The following is a 24,166-nucleotide window of genomic DNA, read 5'->3' on the forward strand; positions in this document are numbered from 1 at the left end:
TTGCAACGCTTATAAACAGTATGATCAAGGCTTGGTATTGGCGATCGCTACCCTTAGAAAAGCGCACAGGTTCGGAAGTTTTTGCTGCTCTTTTTCACTCCACCTCCGCGCCGGGAATTGCTACCCTACTGGAAAGTCCCTACCCAACGCCAATCGATCATCCTCAACTTAGCCGATATTCTATCTGTGCAGGCGCTCCTCGCCTAGTCGATGGCATCCCCCAAATGTGGACACCAGAAGTAGGACAAATTTTTCCCTTCCTAGAAAAGTTGTTACAGCAAGGGATAGCAGGACATGAGAAGTATGAGAAGGATGATGTAGTATTTTCTTCCCCTGCTCCCTCTGCTTCCTCTGCCTCCCCTGCTTCTCCACCTCCCCATCTCCCCTTCACAGGCGGTTGGTTAGGTTGGCTAGGCTACGATGTAGCATGGGAAATTGAACAGTTACCATATCATAAAATTGATCCCCTACCATTTCCTATAGCGTTTTGGTATGAACCAGATTGTTTTGCCGTTTTAGATCACGCGCAACAAATTATTTGGCTAGCCGTTAGTGATGCAAGTAAACTCGATGAGTTTCAGCACAAATTAGAGAACAGAAAAGGGAAAATGGGGGAGGGGGAAAAAGTTCTACTTTGTTTCCCATCTCCCTCGGCTCCTCAGTTTTTGACATCGCAGGCAGATTATGAAACAGCTGTAAACCAGGCAAAAAAATATATTCAAGCTGGAGACATCTTTCAGGCAAATCTTTCATTGCGATTTCAAGCGTCTACATCGACTTCTGGTTGGGAAATTTACCAAGCCTTGCAAAAAATCAATCCTTCGCCTTTTGCCAGCTATTGGCAAACGCCTTGGGGAGAAGTGATCAGTTGTTCGCCGGAACGGTTAGTAATGTTGCAAAATCGGCAAGCCGAAACCAGACCGATCGCCGGGACGCGATCGCGTGGTGTCACTCCAGAACAAGATATACAATTGGCACAAGATTTACTCAGCAACACCAAAGAACGTGCAGAACACATCATGTTGGTGGACTTGGAACGCAATGATTTAGGGCGAGTTTGTGAATGGGGAACAGTTACAGTTGACGAATTGCTGACAATTGAGCGATATAGCCATGTGATGCATCTTGTTAGCAACATCAAAGGTACTTTAAAAGCCGAATACACTCCCATTGATTTGATTCGCGCTACGTTTCCAGGTGGCACAATCACAGGTTGTCCCAAAGTCCGTTGCATGGAAATTATCGAAGAACTAGAACCCGTGCGGCGCAGCTTGTTCTACGGTTCCTGTGGCTATTTAGATTGGCGTGGTCATTTAGATTTAAATATCTTAATCCGCACCCTGCTATTAGCCCCCGTGTCTCAAAAAGCAGGGGAGGCAGAGGAAGTAAATTCTTCTTTATTTCCGCACCCAAGACTCATCCCCCAGCACTCAGCACTCAACATTGTCTGGGGACAAGTTGGCGCCGGAATTGTTGCAGACAGCGATCCTGAAAAAGAATGGTATGAATCTCTGCACAAAGCCCAGGCACAACTGGCAGCGTTGAAAATGCTAAATAATCAATAGGGAATAGGGAGTAGGGAATAGGGAATAGGGAATAGGTTATTCTTTCTCCCCCCACTCCCTAATTTTGTGCCATTCAGCCATAGTTGTGGCAGTATGGAAAGAAGTTGAAAAGTTCGCTGTTGCCATTAGGAATTTCAAAGGGTGTTTTCCCTCGCCACGCTAAACTTTCAATAAGAGGGTCAGGACTGTTTTATGCCTTGTGCCGCCAGGTTGGTGTATTTGAGTCACCAAAGCATAGGGCGAAATCTATCGGCAAGCCTCTACTCTTCGAGTCTATGCTTCGCGTGTCATGTTGTACCATTTCGCTTCACTACCACTAGTACAGGTTGGCGGAAATCAACTTACCATTAAATTAGAACTAGAAAGCGCAAAATTAAAACCTTTTGACTTTTGATTTTTGACTTCCGCCTTGCGGTACTAGCTTCATCTGCCCATTAGAAACTAGATCAAGGTCTTCGCAACCACAGTTTTGCATTTTAAGGAAATATTCTGACGAATGTTGGTATTATCGTCTGAATGTTTGGAATTCACTGCGAAAAGATATACATACTCCACCTTGACTACACCTTGACTCTTAAATGAATCCAGAAAACGCAGAAACTTACATAAACCATCCAACTTGGGGTTTACTTTACAAAATCTGTATGGTTGATGAAAACCAGGATTTGTTCACCACACTTTATGCCCAGCGCTTGTTTTTTTTGGTCGCAAATGACGTTAAAGGTGTTAAATTCCAGTCTCTAGGACGCACTGAGGCTAGAATGATGTTGGAAAATCGCTTACGTACCCTGCGGCGCAGTGGACAATCTCAGGAGTACGATCAGCTTCAGAGTGTTTTCCAACGCACCTTCCAATGAATAGTTCGATTTCCGAACGTATTGTTTCTATTCGTTCTTCCCTGCCAACTTCAGTCAAATTGATTGCTGTTAGCAAGCAAGTTCCTGCCCAGTCCATTCGGTCTGCCTATGCCGCAGGAATTCGTGATTTTGCAGAGAGTCGTATCCAAGAAGCCGCCAGCAAACAAGCCGAGTTGCAAGACTTACCGGATATTACTTGGCACTTTATTGGACATTTGCAAAGCAATAAAGCCAAAAAAGCCATTGAACAATTCTCTTGGATTCACTCCGTCGATAATTTGAAGCTGGCACAGCGTTTAGACCAATTGGCACAACAGCTAGGAGTGAGTCCCCAGGTTTTCCTGCAAGTGAAAATTCTTCCCGATCCCAACAAGTCTGGTTGGAGTGTGCCAGAACTTTTGGCTGATTTACCCATACTCGATCAATACAAAAATTTACAAATTCAAGGTTTGATGACAATTCCACCTTCAGGATTAAATGATCCGGAAATTTTACATGTATTTAATCTCAATCGTGAGCTAGCAAAGAAAATCCAGGAGCAAAACTGGTCGCACATTAAAATGCAGCACTTATCTATGGGTATGTCAGGTGACTACAAACTGGCAGTGCAAGCAGGGGCAACGATGGTACGATTAGGAACAATATTGTTTGGCGATCGCTCTTAGCCTTTGTTCATCAGCCTTGCTCTTGGGTATTAATAGAGATCAGGATTTGATGACAAGAATTTTGTAACAAACTGGTGCAATTAGAAACAAAGGATATAGTATTGACAAGAGCAATCGCTAAGGAAAAATAGAGTAAAAAGAACTTTCCTTCGGACAAACCTTAGGATATAATCTTGACTCATTATTATGTTTAGGCGATGCACAGACCTTTGCAAGAAGTGTCAGTTCATCGCCAAAACAAGTAGTATAGGTTACAAATAGCAGTATACTTGCTGTAGTATCCACCGATGTAGCGATTGCTCCTACTCAATCAATCCTAAGCCAAGTCAATATAGGCTATTCGCACCAGGAGAGTACACAGACAATGAACAATATATTTTCCAAACTCAGAGACTTTGTGGGTCTAAATGAGCAAGTTGAATACGAGTATTACGAAGAGGAACCAGAAACAGATAATAATTACCAAAATCTGTATCAGCAAGAAAATCCCCAACCACCAGCACCACAGGAAAGCCCAGCCGCTCAAAATCGACGCTGGCGGGAACCAGTGCCTACAATGGGAGATGATATAACAGCAGGTTCAAAGCCAATGGGGAATGTGATTGGTATGCCAGGAGCAATTAACGGAATTTCGGAAGTTTTAGTACTCGAACCACGCACCTTTGAAGAAATGCCCCAGGCAATTCAAGCGTTGCGAGAACGCAAGTCAGTGGTATTAAATCTGACAATCATGGACCCAGACCAAGCTCAACGAGCAGTAGATTTTGTTGCGGGTGGTACTTACGCACTAGATGGACATCAAGAGCGCATCGGTGAGAGCATCTTCTTGTTTACGCCAAGCTGTGTCCAAGTTAGCACTCAAGGTGGCGTTCTTCATGAAGTACCACAACCGCCAGCACGTCCCTCTCGTCCTACAGGTACTCCAAATCAAACCTGGGGCAACGAAACTAACCGGATGGCACAATAAACTTAAATTAGTTGTTAGTCCTTTGTCCTTTGTGATTAGTCCTGGGTTTTGATAATAGTGACAAATGACAAAGGACAACCGATTAATGACAGATGACAAACAATCAATGACTATAAAATTTGGCTTAATTGGTGGTGGGGTAATGGGAGAAGCGCTCTTATCCCGCCTTATTGCGCGTGGAATTTATCACTCATCAGAAATTATAGTTAGCGAACCGCTATCTTCACGCCTAGATTTTTTAAAACAGCAATACGATGTTGCTGTGACTACAGATAATAGCCAAGTTTTCGCTCAAGTCAGAGAAGTTGTGTTTTTGGCAGTAAAACCGCAGGTGTTCAGTGCGATCGCTCAAGAATTAACAGATATTGATCTTCTTAATAAAGAACACTCACCCCTAATCATTTCCATATTAGCAGGTGTGCCTTTGAGTCAGCTAGAAGCTGCATTTGTGCAATTGCCAGTTATTAGAGCAATGCCCAACACCCCAGCAACAGTGGGAGCAGGAATTACCGCCATTTGTTTGGGTGCATATACTAATGCCAAACACCACCAAATAGCACAGCAGGTTTTTTCTGCTGTGGGGGAAGTCGTAGAAGTCTCAGAAGGGCTGATGGATGCAGTCACAGGGCTATCTGGTAGCGGCCCGGCTTACGTGGCGCTACTAGTAGAAGCACTTGCAGATGGCGGAGTATCCGCAGGTTTACCTAGAGCAATTGCTAATCAACTAGCACTGCAAACCGTACTAGGAACAGCGAAACTGTTATATGAAACCAAAATGCACCCAGCAGAACTCAAAGATCGCGTTACTAGTCCCGGTGGTACAACCATTGCGGGAATTGCCAAGCTAGAACAGGCAGGATTTCGTTCAGCTTTAATAGAAGCAGTCAAAGCTGCCACAGAGCGATCGCAAGAACTGGGAAAATAAAAGAGTAGGGAGTGGGGAATGGGGAATGGAGAGTGGGGAAAATTCAATAAAATTTATTATTCCTAGTCCCCTAATCCCTATTCCCTACTCCCCACTCCCCTCTACCCCTAACGAAGTTGACAAAAGACTCGTTAGTATAGTAAACAATCTGGTTGCAAATGTGATTGAGTGAATTATCCTGCACCGTCTCCAGAACTTGACTTAGGGTCTATATTTCCCTTTGATCTGGATCAGTTTCAAAAAGAAGCGATCGCGTCCCTAAACGCCGGACGCTCCGTAGTCGTATGTGCGCCCACAGGTTCGGGCAAAACATTAGTCGGGGAATACGCTATTTATCGCGCTCTGGCACGAGGAAAACGTGTATTTTATACTACTCCCCTAAAGGCGCTGTCGAATCAAAAATTGCGTGACTTTCGAGAAAAATTCGGGTTTGATCAAGTTGGACTTTTAACTGGAGATGCTTCCATTAACAGAGATGCACCAATTTTGGTAATGACCACAGAAATTTTCCGAAATATGCTCTATGGCACACCCATTGGGCAAGTCGGCATCTCATTAGTAGACGTTGAAGCGGTGATACTTGATGAGTGCCACTACATGAACGATCGCCAGCGCGGTACTGTTTGGGAAGAATCAATCATCTATTGTCCCCGGGAAGTCCAACTGGCAGCCCTCTCAGCAACGGTTGCCAACAGCGATCAACTCACCGATTGGCTAAATCGCGTTCACGGCCCAACTGACCTAATTTACTCCGATTTTCGCCCAGTCCCCTTGGAATTTTACTTTTGCAATCCCAAAGGGTTATTTCCTCTGCTGAATGATAGCAAAACCAAAATTAACCCCCGCCTTATTCAAAAGAAGAAAGGGAGAGGGGGAGAAAAGGAGAGGGGGAGAAATGGTAGACCAGAGGCTCCTGGAATTGTTTTTACCTTGAGCCAATTAGAGCAACGGGATATGCTACCAGCGATTTACTTTATCTTTAGCCGCCGGGGATGTGATAAAGCCGTGGCAGAAGTTGGTGATTTATGGCTGGTAAATAATGAAGAGTCCCAGATTTTACGGCAACAGATTGATGACTTCTTAGCCCGCAATCCAGAAGCAGGGCGTTCTGGGCAAATTGCACCCCTATACCGGGGAATTGCTGCCCACCACGCCGGAATTTTACCTGCTTGGAAAGCGCTGGTAGAAGAACTATTTCAGCAGGGACTAATTAAAGTAGTATTTGCTACTGAAACATTAGCGGCGGGAATTAATATGCCTGCCCGGACAACGGTAATTTCTACCCTTTCCAAGCGTACTGATACTGGACACCGCCTGTTGAACGCTTCCGAATTCTTGCAAATGGCGGGACGCGCAGGCCGCCGGGGGATGGATAAACAAGGTCATGTGGTGACAGTCCAAACTCCCTTTGAAGGAGCCAAAGAAGCGGCGTATTTGGGAACATCCAAGCCAGACCCCCTTGTCAGCCAGTTTACGCCCAGTTATGGCATGGTACTAAACTTGCTGCAAACACACACCCTAGAGCAAACCAGGGAACTCATAGAACGCAGCTTTGGGCAGTACATGGCAACCTTGCATCTAAGACCAGAATACGATGAGATTGCCGAACTGCAAAAACAATTAGCTCAACTTCATGAGCAAATCGCCGCAGTTGATGAAAATGAACTGGCTGTTTATGAGAAATTGCGGCAACGTCTGAAAGTAGAACGCCAGATATTGAAAACCTTGCAAGAGCAAGCGCAGGAAGATAGACAAGAAGAATTGGGGATGATGTTGGGCTTTGCAGTGTCAGGAACTCTGTTGAGTCTCAAAGGTAAAAACATTACAGTGTCTACACCCGTAACCGCAGTGTTAGTGGGCAAATCGCCGGGTTCTGGTCAAGCTCCTTACTTGGTATGCTTGGGGCACGATAACCGTTGGTATGTGGCAACAACAGGGGATGTAGTCGATTTGTATGCCGAACTACCGCGAATTGAAGTGCCACCTGATTTACTACCACCGCCAGAGATGCCTTTGAAGCCAGGACAGTCACGCCGGGGTAATCAAGAAACCTTTGCGATCGCCACGCGTATTCCCAATCCGGTAGAATCTTTGAATCTGGCACCAGAAGTAGCAGAACAACTCAGTCGCACTGTTGCCATCCAAGAGCAATTAGAAGCTCATCCTCTACATCAATCAGGCAATGCTGCCACGCTTTTCAAGCGTCGGGCCCGCTATGTCGAACTAGAAGCCGAACTTGAACAGTTGCAAGAGCAAGTAGAGCAACAGTCACAACGTCATTGGGAAGAATTTCTCAATTTAATCGCAATTCTGCAACACTTTGGCGCTTTAGATAACTTAGTGCCCACAGTATTAGGGCGAATTGCTGCCGCCATTCGAGGCGAGAATGAATTGTGGCTTGGTTTAGTATTCGCTAGTGGTGAATTGGACAACTTAGATCCGCATCATTTAGCCGCCGCCGCCGCCGCTTTGGTGATGGAAACTCCCCGTCCAGATAGCAAGGTTAACTTTGAGCTTAGTAATGAAGTAGCAGAAGCCTTAGCAAAGTTGCGGGGAATTCGCCGCCAAATGTTCCAACTACAACGGCGGTATAATGTAGCGCTGCCTATATGGTTGGAGTTTGAGTTAATTGCAATCGTGGAACAATGGGCGCTAGGAATGGAGTGGATAGAACTCTGCGAGAACACCACTTTGGATGAAGGCGACGTAGTGAGAATTTTACGACGGACGTTGGATTTATTATCACAAATACCCCACGTTCCCCATTTACCAGACTCTTTCCAACGTAATGCTTATCGAGCGATGCAGTTGATTGATAGATTCCCTGTGAATGAGGTGGTTGAATAAACAAGACGCTGTTATATCATGTCCGCATCAATAGTTATGATTCCCACAGTTATTGCAACCCACCCCAACCCGGGAGACAAACCATAACTTTGGCGGTGTGAGGTTCTTCGGGTTTAATAAGTAATCAAGCGGACATGATATTACAGAATATTTGATAATTTCTGTGCGTCTTTTTGTTTCAGGACTTATGTAAAAATGACGCTGTAGGAGCAATTCATGAATTGCCCCTACAAACTGCCCCAAGAATGAATTTAGATTTGACCAAATATGTAGTACGATGTCCAAGCTAGTTTTGAAGGTTTGTAGTAAGGACTTTAGTGCTTACTACGAACTTCGTAACCTATTAATTTAAATTTGACAGACTAGTAGTGGTATTTAGTTAAAAATGCTTGTTTGGTTTCGTATATGTTCTATACGTGAATAATCACGTCTATCTAACAGAAGTTATAGTCACTATCAGCGCTTTTCAATCTTAATACACCAAGTTCCCAGTACCCTGCAACTGCCGCAAAGAATTTATACATAATGGACAGTCACAGCCAAATAACTGAATTGCGCGATCGCTTTCCGCGTCAGTAAAATTCAACATGGCAATATTTTGATTTGATACGGATGTGACAATAGTTGCGGAACGAGCAGAAGTATACGGATGTATTCTCTCTGAATCTCGAATGCACACAAAATCTTTTCCACCATGTGGGTTAGTGATACAGGTACGACCGTCTTCTGTGTGCAGTAATCGCTGTGTAATAGAAGTACTAGCATGGGCAGGATGAAATGCCACCAGTGTAGACATCATCGACATAAAGATTGAGGAAGTGGAAAGCAAATTCAGAAGAATTTTTTTGTTCATAGATTTACTAGAGAAAATTGTCTACTAGTTTAGGGTATTCGATTCACTTTCAAACTTCAAGTGGATTTTCCCTAAGAATAGCTAGCCTGACACTTGTTACCCAAGAATGTTCCTGTGCTACCTAGTTTGATTACAAATTCGTTGCTACAGCAGAACTTAGAAGTCAAACAGGCTTGATATCTGGTTTTAAAATCTTAGTCGTCTACTTCAGCGAATTTAAATCCGCTCCATATCTCCAAGATGGTGATTACTGGCTTGATGTCAGCAATTTCCTTTTGAAATCTTATACAGAGCGATAAATTGTTGACTACGAACAAAAGTCATTTCGTACATTATTCTATACAATTAAGAATCAGTATAGCTATCTTTAGAAGCTTAAAAAGCTTAATTTCGGCTAAAAAATAGGATAAATATTGAACAATAAATTTGATATAGATTCTCGTTCTTAAATTATCAACTTGTAAAAAGTTCTTTTTTTTATTACATTTGGAAAAAGGCTGAGATATCAATTAATTTACTTGCCTCAATAGAAAAAATGAAGCATAAAGTACATTCAGAATCTTCAGGTTGTTGCAGCTGTGAACATGATCATCACGAGAATCATAACCATGATCATAATCATGATGAGAATCATAACCATGATCACAATCATGATCACGGTGGAGAATTCAATCTGAAAGATGAGCTATTGCCTTTGGTAGGGATTTTAAGTTTATATGCGCCTGGTATAATTTTTGAGAATCAATTACACAATACATTCTACTCAATAGGTGAATATTTGCTTTTTATCCCTGCTTATTTATTAAGTGGATGGAGTGTTCTAAAAACTGCTGGGCGCAATATCCTCAAAGGTAGAATATTCGATGAAACGTTTTTAATGGCAGTAGCGACACTAGGGGCGATCGCAATTCATAAGTTACCCGAAGCTGTCGGAGTGATGTTATTTTATAAAATTGGGGAATTGTTTCAAGATATTGCCGTTAGCCGTTCTCGTAATTCCATCAAAGCTTTATTAGAAGTGCGTCCAGACTATGCCAATCTTCAAACAGAGGGAGAATTAAAAAAAGTATCCCCAAATACAGTAAATATTGGAGATATTATCGTCGTCAAACCTGGGGAAAAGATTCCCTTAGATGGTGAGATTATAGATGGGAATTCACAAGTCGATACATCTGCATTAACTGGAGAGTCTGTACCGCGATCGGTGAGGCTATCCGAGACAGTTTTGGCTGGGATGATTAATAAAATGGGTGTTCTCAGCATTAGAGTAACAAAACTCTTTGATGACTCTTCCATTGCCAAGATTTTAGACTTGGTGCAAAATGCCAAAAGTAAAAAAGCAGAAACAGAAAAATTTATTACTAAATTTGCCCGATATTACACACCAATAGTAGTTTTTCTATCTCTAGCAGTTGCAATATTACCTCCTTTATTCATTGCTGGCGCAACTTCTTCAGAATGGGTTTATCGCGCCCTAATTTTACTAGTTATTTCCTGCCCTTGTGGACTAGTTATCAGTATTCCCTTAGGTTATTTTGGAGGCGTAGGAGGTGCAGCTAAACGCGGTATTTTAGTTAAAGGCTCTACTTTTTTAGATGCTTTAAATGCAGTGAATACAGTTGTTTTTGATAAAACTGGAACGCTAACTCAGGGTGTATTTAAAGTAGCAAAAATAGTACCGTCAAATGGCTACGTTGAACAAGAATTGCTGCAATTAGCTGCCAAAGTAGAATTGCACTCAAATCATCCCATCGCTCAATCTATCCGCAAAGCTTATGGTGGAAAAATCGATGAATTTGAGGTAAGAGATTATGAAGAGATAGCAGGCTATGGAATTAGAGCCAAGATTGAAAATAGGGTAGTGATAGCGGGAAGCGATCGCTTATTACATAAACAGAGTATTACTCACGATAATTGCCAATTAGAAGGAACAGTTATTCATCTAGCAGTAGATAATATTTACGCTGGGTATATTGTCATTGCTGATGAACTTAAAGAAGATGCAAGACTTGCTATTCAAGTACTCAAGGGAATGGGTGTAAAGAGAACAGTAATGTTAACAGGAGATAATCAAGCGATCGCCTCCCGGATTGCCCAACAGCTAAGTATAGATGCTTATGAAGCAGAGTTATTACCAGAAGAAAAAGTCAATGCCATTGAGAAGTTACTTAGCACTGCTGGCAAGCATGGTAAAGTTGCCTTTGTTGGGGATGGCATTAATGATGCGCCAGTGATTGCTAGAGCAGATGTTGGTATAGCAATGGGTGGGTTAGGCTCAGATGCGGCGATCGAAACTGCCGACATTGTGATTATGACAGATGCACCCTCAAAAGTAGCAGAAGCAATCCAAATCGCCAGAAAAACAAGGCAGATTATTTGGCAAAATATTGGTTTTGCTTTATTCATTAAGGGTGTATTTATTGGATTGGGTATTTTAGGCGTAGCAACAATGTGGGAAGCAGTATTCGCTGATGTGGGAGTAGCAATACTAGCAATTTTTAACGCGACTAGAGTGATGAAATAAAATTATTGGGAAATCGGGAATCCGTAATTGGGAAATTGTATAAGTTAAAACCCAAAAGCAATAACTAAATCAAATTCCCGCAGAGGTAGACTATGAACCAATCTATTAAAGGTATCGCTATAGCTGCATTAGCTTTACTATTAACTAACCCAGTAGTTGCATTACCCCATAAAACCAATCAACCGCCAACTAATGCACGCTCGCAACCGTTAAAAGACACTTTAATCGTTCCTGGGGAAAGAATTGGGCCGATAACACGCACAACCACCAAGCAAGATTTAGCCAAGCTATTTGGTGCATCTCATCTCGTTGATAAAACCATTTCTGGTGCTGAAGGAATTGGTAGTTTTGCAGCTACTCAGGTAAATCTAAATCAGGGACGCTCTCTGCTAGTAGTTTGGAGTGATAATACTCGTACTAAACCTCTAGATGTGCGTAACTTGGGTTGGGCTTGGAAAACCCGCGAAGGTATCGGAGTGGGAACCCCATTGAGTGAGTTACGTAAGAAATTAGGTGATTTTAAACTCTATGGATTGGCGTGGGACTACGGCGGTACTATTTTGTTAGATAGTAGCCGATTATCTAGCTATCAGGGCAAACTCATCCTGCGAGTAGATACTGCTCCTAATGCTGCTCAGAAATATCCCAATGACTACCAAGCGGTATCTGGGGATAGTACTTTTTCTTCTAGTAATCTCCATTGGAAACCTCTGGGAATCAGGTTAGAAGAAATTATTCTTCTATTGAATCCAAGTCAGTGATAACCGTTTCACATTTACACGGCACTCATAAGTCTATAGATCATAAAAGGCGATCGCAACAAAAACTAGACGCACTTCAGGCAGAATTTGACATCCGCAGCGAGAAGTTTAAGCAGATGACGAAAGCTGTAACTATTGAGGCTGATACAGCAGTTAAGTTTCAATTAGAACAGCAACTTCTTGATGAAGAGGCAAAACTAGCACATCTTAGCAATGAACTGGATAAAATTGAGTCTGCATTGCAATTATGAGGCTATGTAAATATACAGTTATTTAGCTGATGAGAATCAGGATTTCCTAACCCAGAAAATAAGGAAAACATAGATATTAAGTTAATTGGTGTTGATTTATACTATTTCAAATTTTTGTAGTGGTTATACTCATAACTTAGGTTCTACCTGGGAATTAGGAAGTGGCTTTGCCACTTCTTTTTATTTATTCTTGTAGCCCAGTAAAAAATAAATTAAAAGTTAAAACTAATTTAGTTGAACTTTTATTAATTGTTATACAATTTGACGAAATACCTGATATACCTACATTTTTAGGGACGTACAGATATACGCCCCTAGAGCCGATTCATTTGTTGCAAAAATTGTTGACAATGCTATGATTTCGCGTGCATTTAATTGATTGAGCAGCCTGACAGAATTCTGGGCATATAGACATCATATTAGTCATTACTCATTTTATCTTGCCATCTCTCACGTTTGGGCTTGCTTTCCACATCGCGCGATCGCGCTTCTTGCCAAGTCCCCCACATTAGGGATTGCTGTTTTTCAACATAGTTAATAAACTGCATGATTGACTGATCTGCTTTTATTGGAGTTTTCAAATCAAACTGAATTGTTTGAAGAATCTTGATGTCACCCATGAGAAAGTACCTAGCCACAATCTTAGTCAGCCATAGCACAACTCGATTGCATAACCAACCAAAAATTCCTTTACGTTTTTTAGTCATCAACAGAACTTGGCCTTCAGTTTTTCCCCCTTCGTAGAGACGAACTGCAACCATCATGTGGACATGGAAGAAATCAGGGCCAAGTGTCACAATGCCAATGCTACCGTACCAATAGCAAATACTGTAAGTTATGACATTTTTATAGAAAAGACGGATGAGCTTAATCAAAAAGAAATTGTCTTTGATAGGTGTAGTATTACTGAAGATAATTGCATTTTCGTTCAGTTCGTGTCTTTCAAAAATAATTTCTAGTGGCAATTGGTGAACTGTATTGAGGTGTTGAGCATCAATCGCATTAATCATCACCACATTGGGGTGACAGTTCATCACAAAGTGAGAATGGATGGCTACATCACACTCTTTTTGTTCTAACTCTGGAACAAAAGGTAAAGGTTGTTGTGGTATTTCTCCAGTCCAAACCCAAATCATGCCGTATTTCTCAGCAGTAGGCCAAGTTTGTAATTTCAAAGAAGGCGGTGTATCTAAACATGGAATATCAATACACATCCCCTCAGCATCAAACTTCCAATGGTGGAAAAAACAACGTAGTGCATTACCCTCAACTTTACCTTCAGCAAGGTGAGCGCCCATGTGTGGGCAGTAGGCATCAAAGGTAGTTACTCTTTTGTCTTTACCCCGGTAAATCACTAGTTCTCTGCCCAAAATCGTGACAGGTTTTACTTCACCCACCCGCAGATTTCGAGAGGGTATTACCCAATACCATCCCTCAATAAAATGTTCTGGATTATTGAAGTTTTTAGGTTTACGGTTTGAGCTAAAAGTCTGCGAGTTGAGATTCATTTTTATGGTTTCACTTGAGGTGAAGCTGTTGATCTAGAAGTAACATGACAACTAGAAAAAAACAGTTACTTTCAGTACCATGAGAAACAGCTACCCAATCAATGGAGAAAACTAGAAAAACGAAATATTGGGCTAAGTTTATTGAAAATGTTAAAATTATGCTAGCTAAATATCAGTCTATATAATCTAATATCTATTTTTAATGGATATTTGAAAACTCAGAACTTACTAATATCTCTAAGAGGATGTTTGAAAAGTCATGATTCATGTATCACATATTTTTTACCCCACCCTAACCCTCCCCTTATAAAGGGGAGGGAACCAGATTTTTCTTGTTTCCCCCCAATATATCGGGGGGATTAAGGGGGGTAAAAATGTGATTAAAAGCACAAGATACCACTTTTCAAACATTCTCTAACTAGATCAAAATTTAAACTACTGACGCTAACATTTTGCTAAATCAAATGAGTTAACAAGAAAAATATGTAATAATAGTTACAGTAGCTGGGAAAATCTGCCGTGTTAACTCAGGAGACAAAACTGCTTTTAATTGGTCAGGTAAAAGATATAAGCAAAATCCCCATTAGGACAATTCGCTATTACGAAAGTTTAGGCTTAATTAAATCATCAAAACGAACAGAGGGAGGCTTCCGTCAGTTTTCATTGGATGTGCTGACTCGTCTAGCATTTATTAAAAGGGCACAAAATCTTGGTCTTAGCTTAGAGGAGATCGGAAATATTCTTCAGGTTTATGACCAAGGACAAGCTCCTTGTGGTGAAATTCAAGAAAAGCTTGAAGAGAAACTCTTGCAAATTGATCACCAAATTGATCAGTTGGTAACTTTACGGTCTGAAATAAAGGGATTACTTTCAGGCTGGAAGAATATGGGCAGACAGCATGAGGATACAATTTGTCCGATTATTCAAAACAGTAGTACCGCAGGGCGGAATTAAAAATTAAAAAATAAAGCAATTTTTTTGTTCCTCATCTATGACTCAGGACTTTTATAGAGAAGAAACCACCATAACTCTAGTCCAATTAAGGCTAAACCAGCGATCGCAACCCCAACTTTCAAGCCCAAAGGTTGCTCGATCTGGTGAAATTGGCTGTTTTGCTCTGGTGAGTGGGCTGTCATTTCTGCTAATGCTACGCCCGATGTTCCAGTGAGAAGCACTAAAGCTGTTAGGCTTCCCCAAAGCATTTTTTTACTGAACATTTCCAAAATTATCCTGAAATTATGAGATAGTTTTTGGTTGAAAATTACGCAATCTGAGGGCATTACTAACAACAGAGAGCGAAGAAAGAGCCATCGCAGCGCCGGCAATAATTGGATTGAGTAACCAACCAAAGATGGGGAACAAAATTCCGGCCGCAATGGGAATACCAATAACGTTGTAAATAAAGGCAAAGAAGAGATTTTGCCTGATATTGTTGATGGTGGCGCGACTAAGTTGAATAGCTGTTACAATTCCTTGCAAATCGCCAGAAATCAGAGTGATATCGCTAGCTGCGATCGCTACATCTGTTCCCGTGCCAATAGCGATTCCTACATCAGCTTGTGCTAGGGCTGGGGCATCATTTATACCATCGCCTACCATTGCAACAAGGGATTGGGGAGTGGGGAGTGGGGAGTGGGGGGATGAGGAAGAATAATAATTGTTTGCTTGCTTCCTCTGCTCTCTTTGAAGGGATTGAATAATCGCTGCTTTTTGATCTGGACGGACTTCGGCAAAGATTCGTTGGATGCCAACTTGGTTTGCGATCGCATCAGCAGTTTTACGATTATCCCCGGTAAGCATTACTACTTCTAAACCTAACTTTTGTAAGGCTTTCACTACTGCTGTTGAGGAAGGTTTGAGGGCATCGGCAATACCCATTACCCCTTGCAGTTCACCATCTACAGCAATCAAAATTACTGTTTTACCAGCCGCTTCCCAGTCATCTTTATACTGCTGGAGACTTACGGTGTTAATTCCAAGTTCTGTTAACCAGCGTTGTGTACCAATTTGCACAAGCTGATTTGAAACAACTCCTTGAACACCACTACCTGCATTAGCCTGAAAGTTTTTTGCTTGTGTTAAACTCACCTCTTGAGACTGGGCATATTTCACCACTGCTGCTGCTAAAGGATGCTCAGAATTGTGTTCTACCGTTGCTGCTAACTGTAAAAGCTTGATTTCATGACCATTAGCTGTGCCGTTGACAGTTACAAAGTCTGTAACAGTGGGTTTACCCTCAGTCAAAGTACCAGTTTTATCTAGAACGATAGTTTGAATTTTGTGTGCTAGTTCTAAGCTGTCTGCACCCTTAATTAAAATGCCATTTTCTGCACCTTTGCCAGTCCCCACCATTACAGAAGTGGGGGTAGCTAAACCCAAAGCACAAGGACAAGCAATAATTAGTACACCTACCGTTGTCATTGTTGCTAAGGTGAGGTTGCCTGTGAAATTAAACCAAATGACGAAAGTAGCGATCGCGATCGCAATCACAGCTGGTACAAACCATCCTGTAACTTGATCTGCCAAACGCTGAATTGGTGCTTTAGAACCCTGTGCTTGTTGCACTAGTTTGACAATTTGAGCCAAAAACGTATCATTTCCGACTCGTGTCACCCGAAACTGAAAAGCACCTGCACCGTTAATCGTCGCCCCAATCACCTCATCTCCTGGCTGCTTTTTGACTGGCAAACTTTCACCCGTCACCATCGCTTCATCTACCGTCGAAGCACCTGTAATCACTTCACCATCTACAGGAATCTTTTCACCAGGACGCACCAAAATCACATCATTAATTCTGACTTCGGCGATGGGAAGATCAATTTCTATTCCATCACGGATGACTCTGGCATCTTTAGCTTGCAATCCGATGAGTTTGCGGATAGCTTCAGAAGTTTGTCCCCTAGCACGATTTTCTAGTAACCGTCCTAATAATATTAAGGTAATTACAATGGCGGCAACTTCATAATAAACATGAGGTATCAAGCCCTGAACAATAAAAAATTTCGGGAAAACAGTAACAAATAAAGAATATAGATAGGCTGCACTTGTACCCAAAGCAATCAGTGTGTCCATCGTTGCCGTATGACGCTTGAGAGATTTCCAGCCATTGCGGTAAAAAGATCCACCACACCAGAAGACGACGGGGGTTGTTAGCACTAACTGTATCCAAGGATTTTGTAAGAAGCTTGGAATTAAGGGCAAGTTCAACCCAGTCATCATGGGCAACGACCCCAAAAATAAGAAAATGCTGATAATACCTCCCACTGTTACCTTGAGGGATTGGCGTTGTAAAGCTTGCCTAATAGCTTTCTCTGCATCATCTTCTTCGGTAAGCAATTCTTCCTGGAGTGAGTAAGAAGAGTATCCCGCAGATGCGATCGCACTTTGGATTTTCTCTAAATTGGCTAGAGAGCGATCGTACTTGATGGCGGCTTGTTCTGCTCCAAAGTTAACGTTGCAGTCCCTTACCCCAGGAACAGAGCGAATTGCCTTTTCGATGTTGTTGGCGCAAGCGGCGCAACTCATGCCTCGAAGTTTGAGTGTGAGAGTATCCATGCTGGAAATTGGGAATTAAGGATTGGGAATTAGGGATTGGGGATTAGGGATTGGATATAGAGAAGAATCTCACCACCCAGTCCCTAGTAGTTCGCCAAGGAAATTTGGCGGGGTAAAGGGCAAGGGGGAAAGGGAAAAGATGTTTACTCCTTTAACCTTTAACCTTTCCCCAATTCCTGCGCCCTCACAAGCGCATTTTTGGGTTGGCAGACTACTAGTCGCCAGTCCCCAATCTCCTTTCTTTAAACAACTGGATAGCCAGCAGCAGCTAACGCTTCCTTGATTGCTGTTTCTGATGCTTGAGTTTCTACACTGACAAGCTTGGTTGTAGGATCAGCCTGAACGCTAGCATTGGCATCGACTGCCTGAAGTGCTTTGGTGATGGTACTTGCACAAGCAGAACAAGCCATGTCGGGAACTGTGAGTTGGAGATTCATAGATTTACGGGATAGAGTGGAACAGCTAGCTAAAACAAAGTGGATGACTGTGGGAAACCAGTCAACACTCAGAAATAACTGGAAACAGAGTCGCCTTAAATTTATCCTAGACTCTCTAGTCGGCTAGAGAGTCTAGAGATTTTTAAAAGTTTTTCGCTAAACTTCAAATTTCTTTACAGGCGTAGTACATAAACTGCAAAAAATACAAATGCTAACTATGCCCCAATACGCTTGAGTTAAGGCTAAAAAATAAAACTAGTGTAGGTTGGGTTGAGGAACGTAGCAAGATCCCGTAGGGTAACCCCAATACTTTTCGGTTAAGGGGGAAAGTGGAAAGGGAAAGGGTTTGAATTTACCTTTCCCCTTTGCCCTTTAACCTTTCCCCAGACCAAAAGAGAGATTATTGGGTTTATCCGAAAAGTATTGGTAGGGTAACCCAACATTATCAAGGCTTTGTTGGGTTTCACTAAAGTTCAACCCAATCTACGATTCTGCTACGTCTGCGTTTGCCGGAAGTTTAAACCTAAATTTAGCAACGCCAATTTAAAACCATAAAAAAGACAGGCAACATGCCTGTCCTACAAAGAATGATTTAGCAAAGAATTTAGAAATTCATCTCAGCAGCTTGAACTTTCTCAACCTGCTTCTTCTTCAGCACCAGCATAACTTGAGCTAACATTACAAGAGCGATGAACGCAATCATCCATTGGACTCTAGAGGCATCTTGCAATACGATTTCTGCATCTTGTTGACCGAATCCACCGACATTAGGGTTGCTGGTTAAAGCTTCACCAGTCTTAACTGCTTGTCCTTCGGAAACAATCAATTCTGGCCCTAAAGGAATCGTATCAACGACAACATTACCAGATTCAGGTTGGATGTTGACTAGATATTTAACGTTACCGTCTCCATCTTCCTCTTTGGCAATCTTGGTAATTGTGCCAGTAGCGGAAGCGTTGTAAACATTGTTGTTGCTCTTTTCGCCAGTAGGATAAACTTGTCCGCGTCCCCGGTTAGCACCCAGGTGGACTGAATATTTACCGAAGTGGATCTTTTTGTCAGTTGCGGGGTTGGGAGAAAGAACTGGAAAGACGATTTCCTGATACTGTTCACCTGGTAAGGGACCAACGATGACGACGTTTTCTTTGTCTTCGCTGTAGGATTGGAAAGGAGTCTCACCAATTTCTTCTTTAAGTTCCTCGGAAAGACGGTCTTCAGGAGCAATCTTAAAGCCTTCGGGTAGCATCAGTACAGCACCGACATTCAAGCCAACCTTAGAACCATCGGCACCAACTTGCTGGGCGCTAAGATCGTAAGGAATTTTCACCACAGCTTTGAATACAGTGTCAGGTAGCACCGATTGGGGAACTTCCACTTCTGCCGGCTTGGCTGCTAAGTGACAGTTGGCACAAACAATCCGCCCGGTTGGTTCGCGGGGGGTTTCGGGATAGGTTTCCTGTGCCCAAAAGGGATAGGCGGCAGCTGATTGAGGAAGGGCTAGATCGCTGGTGAAGTAAAATGTCACAGTAGCGATCGCTATGAGCAATGTTTTAACAATCGCTCTAGCGCTGCGAGTTAACCTCGCTTTTAAGAAAACATTTCTCATCTCTAATAAGGGCAACGATTGAATTAGGCATTAGTCATTGGTCATTGGTCATTAGTCATTAGTCATTAGTCATTAAGCCCTAAACAAAGCGCAAAGTCTGAGCGGAGGTTTCCTCCGAACAGAACTTTGTAAGAGAGGACTAAGGACAAAATGATTAAGCCCACCAAGCTGGATCACCGGTGCGGAAGTCGGTTTCAGTCCAAGGGGTCAAAACGATTTTGTCGTCTTTTACATTGGTATGGGCCAAAGGTAAAGACAACGGTGCTGGGCCCCGAATAACTTTACCAGTTTCGTCATACTGGGAACCATGACAAGGACACTTAAACTTGTTCTCTGCAACGTTCCAGGGGACTACACAACCTAAGTGAGTGCAGATGGCGTTAATGCCATAATCTTTGATCGCCTCTTTGCTGTCTACCACAATATAGGTAGGATCTCCCTTTAGCCCTTGGACTAGGTTGCGATCGCCTGCATTCCGGTTTTCTAGAAATTTAGAGACACTAACATCGTTACCTAGCTCGTCTTTTGCCGTTGTCCCGCCACCAGCACCACCGGTTGCGGGTGGAATAAAGTAGTTGACAACGGGATACAATGCACCCAGAGCCACTCCAGTGACAGTCCCAAAAGTGAGCAGATTCATGAACTGACGACGCCCCATATCGGGCACGTCTGCTGATTCAGAAAATTGAGCCATAATCTACGCGCTCTTTGTGTATTTTGTTAAGCATTTTGACAAAAGTACTGTACTTGAGGAACTCTTGTCTAAGTCGAAATGCTAGCGCTCACAAAGATGCCATACTTCTTTATTCCAAGATATAAAAAGCATCTTTTCTGTTAGCATTACATTTCTTTATATCCTTATCATACTGGAGTCACGGAACTTAACATCATAACTAAATGTAAAATCTGATTGAGAAAAGCTATGACAGGACAGGAATTACGTCAGATGTTGCTTGATAAGTGGGGATATTCCTATGATGTCCAGTTTCGACGGACACAGGGAAAGATATTTTTGCAAGTCATGTGGAAATACTTGGAGCAAGCTTCTTTTCCCTTAACCGAGGCGGAGTACCAAGAGCATCTTGACACCATTGCTAATTATCTTCATGCCTTGGGTGGGTCAACGCAGGTACAAACATATATTACCCAAACACGCGATCGCCCCCGCCTTGGCAAAGCTGTCAGCATTCCTCTAGATTTGGGCGAACGTTCTTCGGAATGGATATTATGACCAAGTTTTTCTTCCTTAATTTAGAATTATCCTAATCCGTGATTTCAGGATAGTAAAACTATGAATTCTCCATTTCCCGGAATGAATCCTTATTTAGAAAATCCTGTGTTTTGGTCAGAATTATATCATCGATTCATTACAGCTATAGCAGATACTATTGAAGAAAATATTCCCCCACAGTATCGAGTTGCAATTGAACAACGTACTTATTTAAGTGATGACTCAGATTCTGTATTATTTGGTATACCTGATGTTTCTATTTTTTCTCAACACAAATCATCGCAGCAATATTCATCAACTACTACCCAAACAGAAACGTCAGAAGGCATTACGGTAATGATACCGTTACCTGAACATATCACGGAAAATTACTTAGAAATTCGAGAAGTTTCTACAGGTTTTGTGGTAACTTCTATCGAAGTTTTATCTCCTAAAAATAAACGCCCAGGCGAAGGCAGAAAAGCATATCAACTGAAACGCAAACAAGTTTTAGCTAGTCTTTCTCACTTAATCGAAATTGATTTACTTAGAAGTGGAAAAGCCATGTCAATTTTAGGGGAAGTGCCTGTAACAGATTATCAAATTATTGTTAGCAGAAGTGAAACACGTCCTCAAGCTAAATTATATGGATTTAACGTCAGAGAAACGATTCCCGTATTTCTATTACCGTTACAGTCAGAAGATACAGAACCGATTGTAGATTTGCAATCTTTATTGCATGGTATATATAATCGTGCCAGATATTACTTAGCAATTGATTATAATAAAGAACCAGTACCACCCTTAAAATCTGAAGACGCTGTATGGTCTGATACCTTCTTACGCGAACAAGGTTTAAGGAATAATTAGTAATTAGTTAATAATTTTACCTATTCCCTGTCACTTATCACTTATTCCCTATTTTATTTACCTGTAAGCTTCACCAGTCCAACACCACCGAAATAAAGCCCTAAAACTGCTCCCGCTAAAAGACTTTGAGTTAAAGGGTCAGTAGAAGGTGTCAGCACGGCTCCTAAAACGACTGCTCCCATAATCACATAACGCCAACCAGCAACCATTCGTTCAGACGAGACAATATTCAAATTACCGAGCAACAGTTGGATAATCGGAATTTGAAATGCTAAACCAGTGCTGAATAACAGTAGCAGCACAAATTCAAAATATTTATCAATTGACCAAAGTTGTTCAACAACATCTGCTCCGTAGCTGATAAAAAATTTCAACGCTGCGGGGATAAGGAGTAAATAGGCAAATACTAACCCTGCTCCAAATAACAGACTCGAACCTAAAACCACAGGCCCCAGTATCCGGCGCTCACGGCGGGTTAGTCCTGGAAGCACGAACTGGATAATCTGGTAAAGAATAAAAGGACTAGTAAGTATGAGGCCAGTGTATGCTGCAACTTTCACGGAGACAAAGAAATATTCTCCGGGTGCAAGTTGAAGAAATTTTACTCCTTGTGCGGGAACCTCAAGTAGTTGGACAATCGGCTTAACGGCAAAGAAACAGCCAATAATACCCACCGCTACAGCAATCAGCGAATAGAAAATGCGCTGTCGCAACTCTTCTAGATGGTCAAAAAGGGACATTTCAACTTCACCTGGCAACTCATCGAGAGGATCGGTGTCTGAGTTGTCATATTCTTCTGGGTCGATGTTGGGAACGTTTATAGTATCTACGTCTTGTGAAGGCGTCACGTCACTTCGCTCCGAGTTTAAAATTCAAAATTTAAAATTAACAATCCCCTAAATTTAATTTATTTAGGACTTACGCACACTCTACCAATTCTTGGCGTTCTTGGCGTCTTGGCGGTTCGATAAATTAAGCTTTTTGGCAATTTTTGCGTAAGTCCTGTTATTTATGGGCTTGTATGTTTTTTTGTTGGTCATCGGCCATTGCGGTGACTCAGCACTCTTCATATTTTATCTGGGGAATGCGGCTAGCAAGATATGTTTTTCAATGCTGTGGGTTTTTTGTCCTGTTTTTTCGGATTGCATCTGCATAAATTAGTAGTAAGCCATCTTGTAGGCAATGTTTAACCTAAAAAAAGAGTGGAACCGATAATTTAGAAATTACGTCTCTGCGGCTAGCGCTGAGTAAATTGACACAACATCATAACAATACTCAGTTTGGAAATCCGGTTCATCAAGGTGGTATCTATACATACATAGCGTAATCGGAAATTTTTTGCTGAGGTGTTATGAATCGGACAATTTGCATTGGACTGATGGCATTGCCTGTGTATTTATACAATGCTCAACTAGGCAATACTTGTAGTGGTGACATGTCAATTGTCGAAAACCAGCTTCCCGTAGTAACTGCTCTAGTTGTTTACAGCACAAATTCTCAGTTAGATAAATTCCCGTGGCAAATATCAGCTAGAGATGACCAAACCGAAGATTGTCTTCGTGCTGGTACTTGCAGAGATTAATACTAATGCGTAATTCGTAATTTCAGTAATTTCATCATCATACGGAGAGAGTTAATGGTTGCAGGAAATCAGCGCACAGTAGTGGTTACAGGAGCATCAACAGGAATTGGTCAGGCGTGTGCTTTGCTTTTAGACCAGTTGGGCTTCTCTGTTTTTGCTGGGGTGCGTCAAGATATTGATGCTCAAACACTTAAACAGAAAGGATCACAAAGGCTGATTCCGATTTTTTTAGACGTTACTGACGCTGAATCGATCGCAGCTGCTGTTGATCGAGTAACAAATGCAGTCGGTGGTGCGGGGATTTTAGGTTTAGTGAATAATGCCGGAATTGCTGTCCCAGGCCCGTTGGAATTATTAGCGATCGCAGAATTTCAACACCAGATGCAAGTTAATGTCACTGGACAATTAGCAGTGACACAAGCATTTCTTGGTCTATTACGCCAGAGCCGGGGCCGAATTGTCAATATGGGTTCCATTTCTGGTAGAAGCCCGACGCCATTCCTGGGCGCTTACAATGCTTCCAAATTTGCCCTCGTTGCACTCAATGATGTAATGCGGATGGAGTTACGCCCTTGGGGAATCTCGGTTTCAATTATTGAGCCTGGTTCCATCGCTACCCCAATCTGGGAAAAGTCGTTAAGTCAATCTGAAATAGCACAGCACGATCTATCCCAAACAGCACAAAGTCTCTACGGTCAGGCGATGAATATTGTCCGTGAGAAAATGCAAATTATCGCAGCTAGGGGAATTTCTGCGGATATTGTCGCTCAGGCTGTTGTTCATGCGCTGACTGCAAAAAAACCCAAAACACGCTATCTTGTTGGACAAGATGCCAAAATTGGAGCTGTGCTAAAGCATATTTTGCCCGATAAGCTGCACGATCGCGTTATTTTATACTCAATGGGTTTGTAGATTACTTCCCGTTTTTCAGAGGCTGTTACCCTGAATGCAATAGCTGTTGTAGCTAAAATCATGGTTTTCGTTAACAAAATCATGGTTTTCGTTGACAAAAGGATGTGTTTCGTTGACAAAAAGATGTGTTTCGTTAGCAAAAAGATGTGTTTCGTTGACAAAAGGATCTTTTTCGTTGACAAAATCATGATTTAGCAACGAGATTAAGCTCAAAATTGCTGTAACAAAACTCTTTATTCAAAAACACTAGAAAATTGTACTTAACAGTACC

General features: G+C 42.0%; 22 protein-coding genes. 14 read left to right on the top strand and 8 right to left on the bottom strand.

Annotated elements, in window-relative coordinates; all coding sequences use genetic code 11:
- Positions 1-20: 20 nt before the first annotated feature.
- The 6 genes from RMZ43_RS02695 (at position 21) to RMZ43_RS02720 (ending at position 7,826) form a co-directional block, all read left to right on the top strand.
- Positions 21-1,565 carry an anthranilate synthase component I gene (locus tag RMZ43_RS02695; protein WP_322652303.1) on the top strand — a complete coding sequence of 515 codons (1,545 nt, stop codon included), beginning with the start codon at positions 21-23 and terminating at the stop codon, positions 1,563-1,565.
- 578 nt (positions 1,566-2,143) lie between these two features.
- A complete protein-coding gene (gene pipX, locus RMZ43_RS02700; RefSeq protein WP_109010971.1) occupies positions 2,144-2,422 on the top strand; it encodes a transcriptional coactivator PipX in 279 nt (92 codons plus the stop codon).
- On the top strand, positions 2,419-3,087 hold the full coding sequence (locus RMZ43_RS02705; RefSeq protein WP_322652302.1) for a YggS family pyridoxal phosphate-dependent enzyme: 669 nt from the start codon (positions 2,419-2,421) through the stop codon (positions 3,085-3,087). Before pipX ends, RMZ43_RS02705 begins: the two co-directional genes overlap by 4 nt.
- Before the next feature lie 364 nt (positions 3,088-3,451).
- A complete protein-coding gene (locus RMZ43_RS02710) occupies positions 3,452-4,054 on the top strand; it encodes a cell division protein SepF (protein WP_322646904.1) in 603 nt (200 codons plus the stop codon).
- A 106-nt stretch (positions 4,055-4,160) separates the two neighbouring features.
- The gene (gene proC / locus RMZ43_RS02715) at positions 4,161-4,979 is read left to right on the top strand and encodes a pyrroline-5-carboxylate reductase (protein WP_322652311.1); all 819 of its coding nucleotides are present in this window, start codon (positions 4,161-4,163) and stop codon (positions 4,977-4,979) included.
- Between the two features lie 168 nt (positions 4,980-5,147).
- Positions 5,148-7,826: a DEAD/DEAH box helicase gene (locus tag RMZ43_RS02720; RefSeq protein WP_322652301.1), complete on the top strand. Its 2,679-nt coding sequence runs from the start codon at positions 5,148-5,150 to the stop codon at positions 7,824-7,826.
- Positions 7,827-8,298: 472 nt separating this feature from the next.
- Here the strand turns inward: RMZ43_RS02720 and RMZ43_RS02725 are convergent, their stop codons facing one another.
- Entirely contained in the window at positions 8,299-8,679 is a 381-nt protein-coding gene (locus RMZ43_RS02725) for a hypothetical protein (protein WP_322646902.1), read from the bottom strand.
- 535 nt (positions 8,680-9,214) lie between these two features.
- On the opposite strand from RMZ43_RS02725, the gene RMZ43_RS02730 reads away from it, so the two are divergent.
- From RMZ43_RS02730 to RMZ43_RS02740, 3 genes are all read left to right on the top strand, one after another.
- The gene (locus RMZ43_RS02730) at positions 9,215-11,203 is read left to right on the top strand and encodes a heavy metal translocating P-type ATPase (protein ID WP_322652300.1); all 1,989 of its coding nucleotides are present in this window, start codon (positions 9,215-9,217) and stop codon (positions 11,201-11,203) included.
- Positions 11,204-11,295: 92 nt separating this feature from the next.
- Positions 11,296-11,964: a hypothetical protein gene (locus RMZ43_RS02735; RefSeq protein WP_322652299.1), complete on the top strand. Its 669-nt coding sequence runs from the start codon at positions 11,296-11,298 to the stop codon at positions 11,962-11,964.
- A complete protein-coding gene (locus tag RMZ43_RS02740; protein WP_322652298.1) occupies positions 11,961-12,215 on the top strand; it encodes a hypothetical protein in 255 nt (84 codons plus the stop codon). The genes RMZ43_RS02735 and RMZ43_RS02740 overlap by 4 nt, the downstream gene beginning before the upstream one ends.
- A gap of 419 nt (positions 12,216-12,634) precedes the next feature.
- Here RMZ43_RS02740 and RMZ43_RS02745 read toward each other — a convergent pair whose 3' ends face one another.
- Complete coding sequence (locus RMZ43_RS02745; protein WP_322652297.1) at positions 12,635-13,723, bottom strand: aromatic ring-hydroxylating dioxygenase subunit alpha; 1,089 nt, start codon at positions 13,721-13,723, stop codon at positions 12,635-12,637.
- A 519-nt stretch (positions 13,724-14,242) separates the two neighbouring features.
- Here RMZ43_RS02745 and RMZ43_RS02750 point away from each other — a divergent pair.
- Complete coding sequence (locus tag RMZ43_RS02750) at positions 14,243-14,677, top strand: heavy metal-responsive transcriptional regulator (RefSeq protein WP_322654736.1); 435 nt, start codon at positions 14,243-14,245, stop codon at positions 14,675-14,677.
- 35 nt (positions 14,678-14,712) lie between these two features.
- On the opposite strand, the gene RMZ43_RS02755 is transcribed toward RMZ43_RS02750, so the two are convergent.
- The 5 genes from RMZ43_RS02755 to petC all read right to left on the bottom strand — a co-directional run bounded on the left by RMZ43_RS02755 (position 14,713) and on the right by petC (position 20,015).
- Positions 14,713-14,940: a hypothetical protein gene (locus tag RMZ43_RS02755; protein ID WP_322654735.1), complete on the bottom strand. Its 228-nt coding sequence runs from the start codon at positions 14,938-14,940 to the stop codon at positions 14,713-14,715.
- Positions 14,941-14,959: 19 nt separating this feature from the next.
- A complete protein-coding gene (locus RMZ43_RS02760) occupies positions 14,960-17,278 on the bottom strand; it encodes a heavy metal translocating P-type ATPase (RefSeq protein ID WP_322654734.1) in 2,319 nt (772 codons plus the stop codon).
- Positions 17,279-17,520: 242 nt separating this feature from the next.
- Positions 17,521-17,715: a heavy-metal-associated domain-containing protein gene (locus RMZ43_RS02765; protein WP_322654733.1), complete on the bottom strand. Its 195-nt coding sequence runs from the start codon at positions 17,713-17,715 to the stop codon at positions 17,521-17,523.
- A gap of 604 nt (positions 17,716-18,319) precedes the next feature.
- Positions 18,320-19,321 carry a cytochrome f gene (gene petA / locus RMZ43_RS02770; protein ID WP_322654732.1) on the bottom strand — a complete coding sequence of 334 codons (1,002 nt, stop codon included), beginning with the start codon at positions 19,319-19,321 and terminating at the stop codon, positions 18,320-18,322.
- 154 nt (positions 19,322-19,475) lie between these two features.
- Entirely contained in the window at positions 19,476-20,015 is a 540-nt protein-coding gene (gene petC, locus RMZ43_RS02775; protein WP_322646888.1) for a cytochrome b6-f complex iron-sulfur subunit, read from the bottom strand.
- 228 nt (positions 20,016-20,243) lie between these two features.
- Between petC and RMZ43_RS02780 the strand changes: the two genes are divergently transcribed.
- Entirely contained in the window at positions 20,244-20,552 is a 309-nt protein-coding gene (locus RMZ43_RS02780) for a DUF3067 family protein (protein WP_322646887.1), read from the top strand.
- A 60-nt stretch (positions 20,553-20,612) separates the two neighbouring features.
- On the top strand, positions 20,613-21,401 hold the full coding sequence (locus RMZ43_RS02785; RefSeq protein ID WP_322654731.1) for a DUF4058 family protein: 789 nt from the start codon (positions 20,613-20,615) through the stop codon (positions 21,399-21,401).
- A 53-nt stretch (positions 21,402-21,454) separates the two neighbouring features.
- Here RMZ43_RS02785 and tatC read toward each other — a convergent pair whose 3' ends face one another.
- Positions 21,455-22,249: a twin-arginine translocase subunit TatC gene (gene tatC / locus RMZ43_RS02790; protein ID WP_109011576.1), complete on the bottom strand. Its 795-nt coding sequence runs from the start codon at positions 22,247-22,249 to the stop codon at positions 21,455-21,457.
- A 503-nt stretch (positions 22,250-22,752) separates the two neighbouring features.
- Here tatC and RMZ43_RS02795 point away from each other — a divergent pair.
- Together RMZ43_RS02795 and RMZ43_RS02800 are read left to right on the top strand one after the other, a co-directional pair.
- Positions 22,753-22,983, top strand: a complete 231-nt coding sequence (locus RMZ43_RS02795) for a hypothetical protein (RefSeq protein ID WP_322654730.1) — start codon at positions 22,753-22,755, stop codon at positions 22,981-22,983.
- A 54-nt stretch (positions 22,984-23,037) separates the two neighbouring features.
- Complete coding sequence (locus RMZ43_RS02800; protein ID WP_322654729.1) at positions 23,038-23,895, top strand: SDR family NAD(P)-dependent oxidoreductase; 858 nt, start codon at positions 23,038-23,040, stop codon at positions 23,893-23,895.
- Positions 23,896-24,166 lie beyond the last annotated feature (271 nt).

The organism is Nostoc sp. CmiVER01, assembly GCF_034531135.2.
GTDB lineage: Bacteria > Cyanobacteriota > Cyanobacteriia > Cyanobacteriales > Nostocaceae > Nostoc.

Bases quoted from the DNA above. Each gene is read 5' to 3' on its own strand.
- RMZ43_RS02745 (WP_322652297.1), bottom strand. From the start codon at position 13,723: ATGAATCTCAACTCGCAGACTTTTAGCTCAAACCGTAAACCTAAAAAC.
- RMZ43_RS02710 (WP_322646904.1), top strand. From the start codon at position 3,452: ATGAACAATATATTTTCCAAACTCAGAGACTTTGTGGGTCTAAATGAG.
- RMZ43_RS02705 (WP_322652302.1), top strand. From the start codon at position 2,419: ATGAATAGTTCGATTTCCGAACGTATTGTTTCTATTCGTTCTTCCCTG.
- RMZ43_RS02780 (WP_322646887.1), top strand. From the start codon at position 20,244: ATGACAGGACAGGAATTACGTCAGATGTTGCTTGATAAGTGGGGATAT.
- RMZ43_RS02800 (WP_322654729.1), top strand. From the start codon at position 23,038: ATGGTTGCAGGAAATCAGCGCACAGTAGTGGTTACAGGAGCATCAACA.
- RMZ43_RS02760 (WP_322654734.1), bottom strand. From the start codon at position 17,278: ATGGATACTCTCACACTCAAACTTCGAGGCATGAGTTGCGCCGCTTGC.
- petA (WP_322654732.1), bottom strand. From the start codon at position 19,321: ATGAGAAATGTTTTCTTAAAAGCGAGGTTAACTCGCAGCGCTAGAGCG.
- proC (WP_322652311.1), top strand. From the start codon at position 4,161: ATGACTATAAAATTTGGCTTAATTGGTGGTGGGGTAATGGGAGAAGCG.
- RMZ43_RS02695 (WP_322652303.1), top strand. From the start codon at position 21: ATGATCAAGGCTTGGTATTGGCGATCGCTACCCTTAGAAAAGCGCACA.
- pipX (WP_109010971.1), top strand. From the start codon at position 2,144: ATGAATCCAGAAAACGCAGAAACTTACATAAACCATCCAACTTGGGGT.
- RMZ43_RS02735 (WP_322652299.1), top strand. From the start codon at position 11,296: ATGAACCAATCTATTAAAGGTATCGCTATAGCTGCATTAGCTTTACTA.
- RMZ43_RS02765 (WP_322654733.1), bottom strand. From the start codon at position 17,715: ATGAATCTCCAACTCACAGTTCCCGACATGGCTTGTTCTGCTTGTGCA.
- petC (WP_322646888.1), bottom strand. From the start codon at position 20,015: ATGGCTCAATTTTCTGAATCAGCAGACGTGCCCGATATGGGGCGTCGT.
- RMZ43_RS02785 (WP_322654731.1), top strand. From the start codon at position 20,613: ATGAATTCTCCATTTCCCGGAATGAATCCTTATTTAGAAAATCCTGTG.
- RMZ43_RS02730 (WP_322652300.1), top strand. From the start codon at position 9,215: ATGAAGCATAAAGTACATTCAGAATCTTCAGGTTGTTGCAGCTGTGAA.
- RMZ43_RS02755 (WP_322654735.1), bottom strand. From the start codon at position 14,940: ATGTTCAGTAAAAAAATGCTTTGGGGAAGCCTAACAGCTTTAGTGCTT.
- RMZ43_RS02795 (WP_322654730.1), top strand. From the start codon at position 22,753: ATGAATCGGACAATTTGCATTGGACTGATGGCATTGCCTGTGTATTTA.
- RMZ43_RS02725 (WP_322646902.1), bottom strand. From the start codon at position 8,679: ATGAACAAAAAAATTCTTCTGAATTTGCTTTCCACTTCCTCAATCTTT.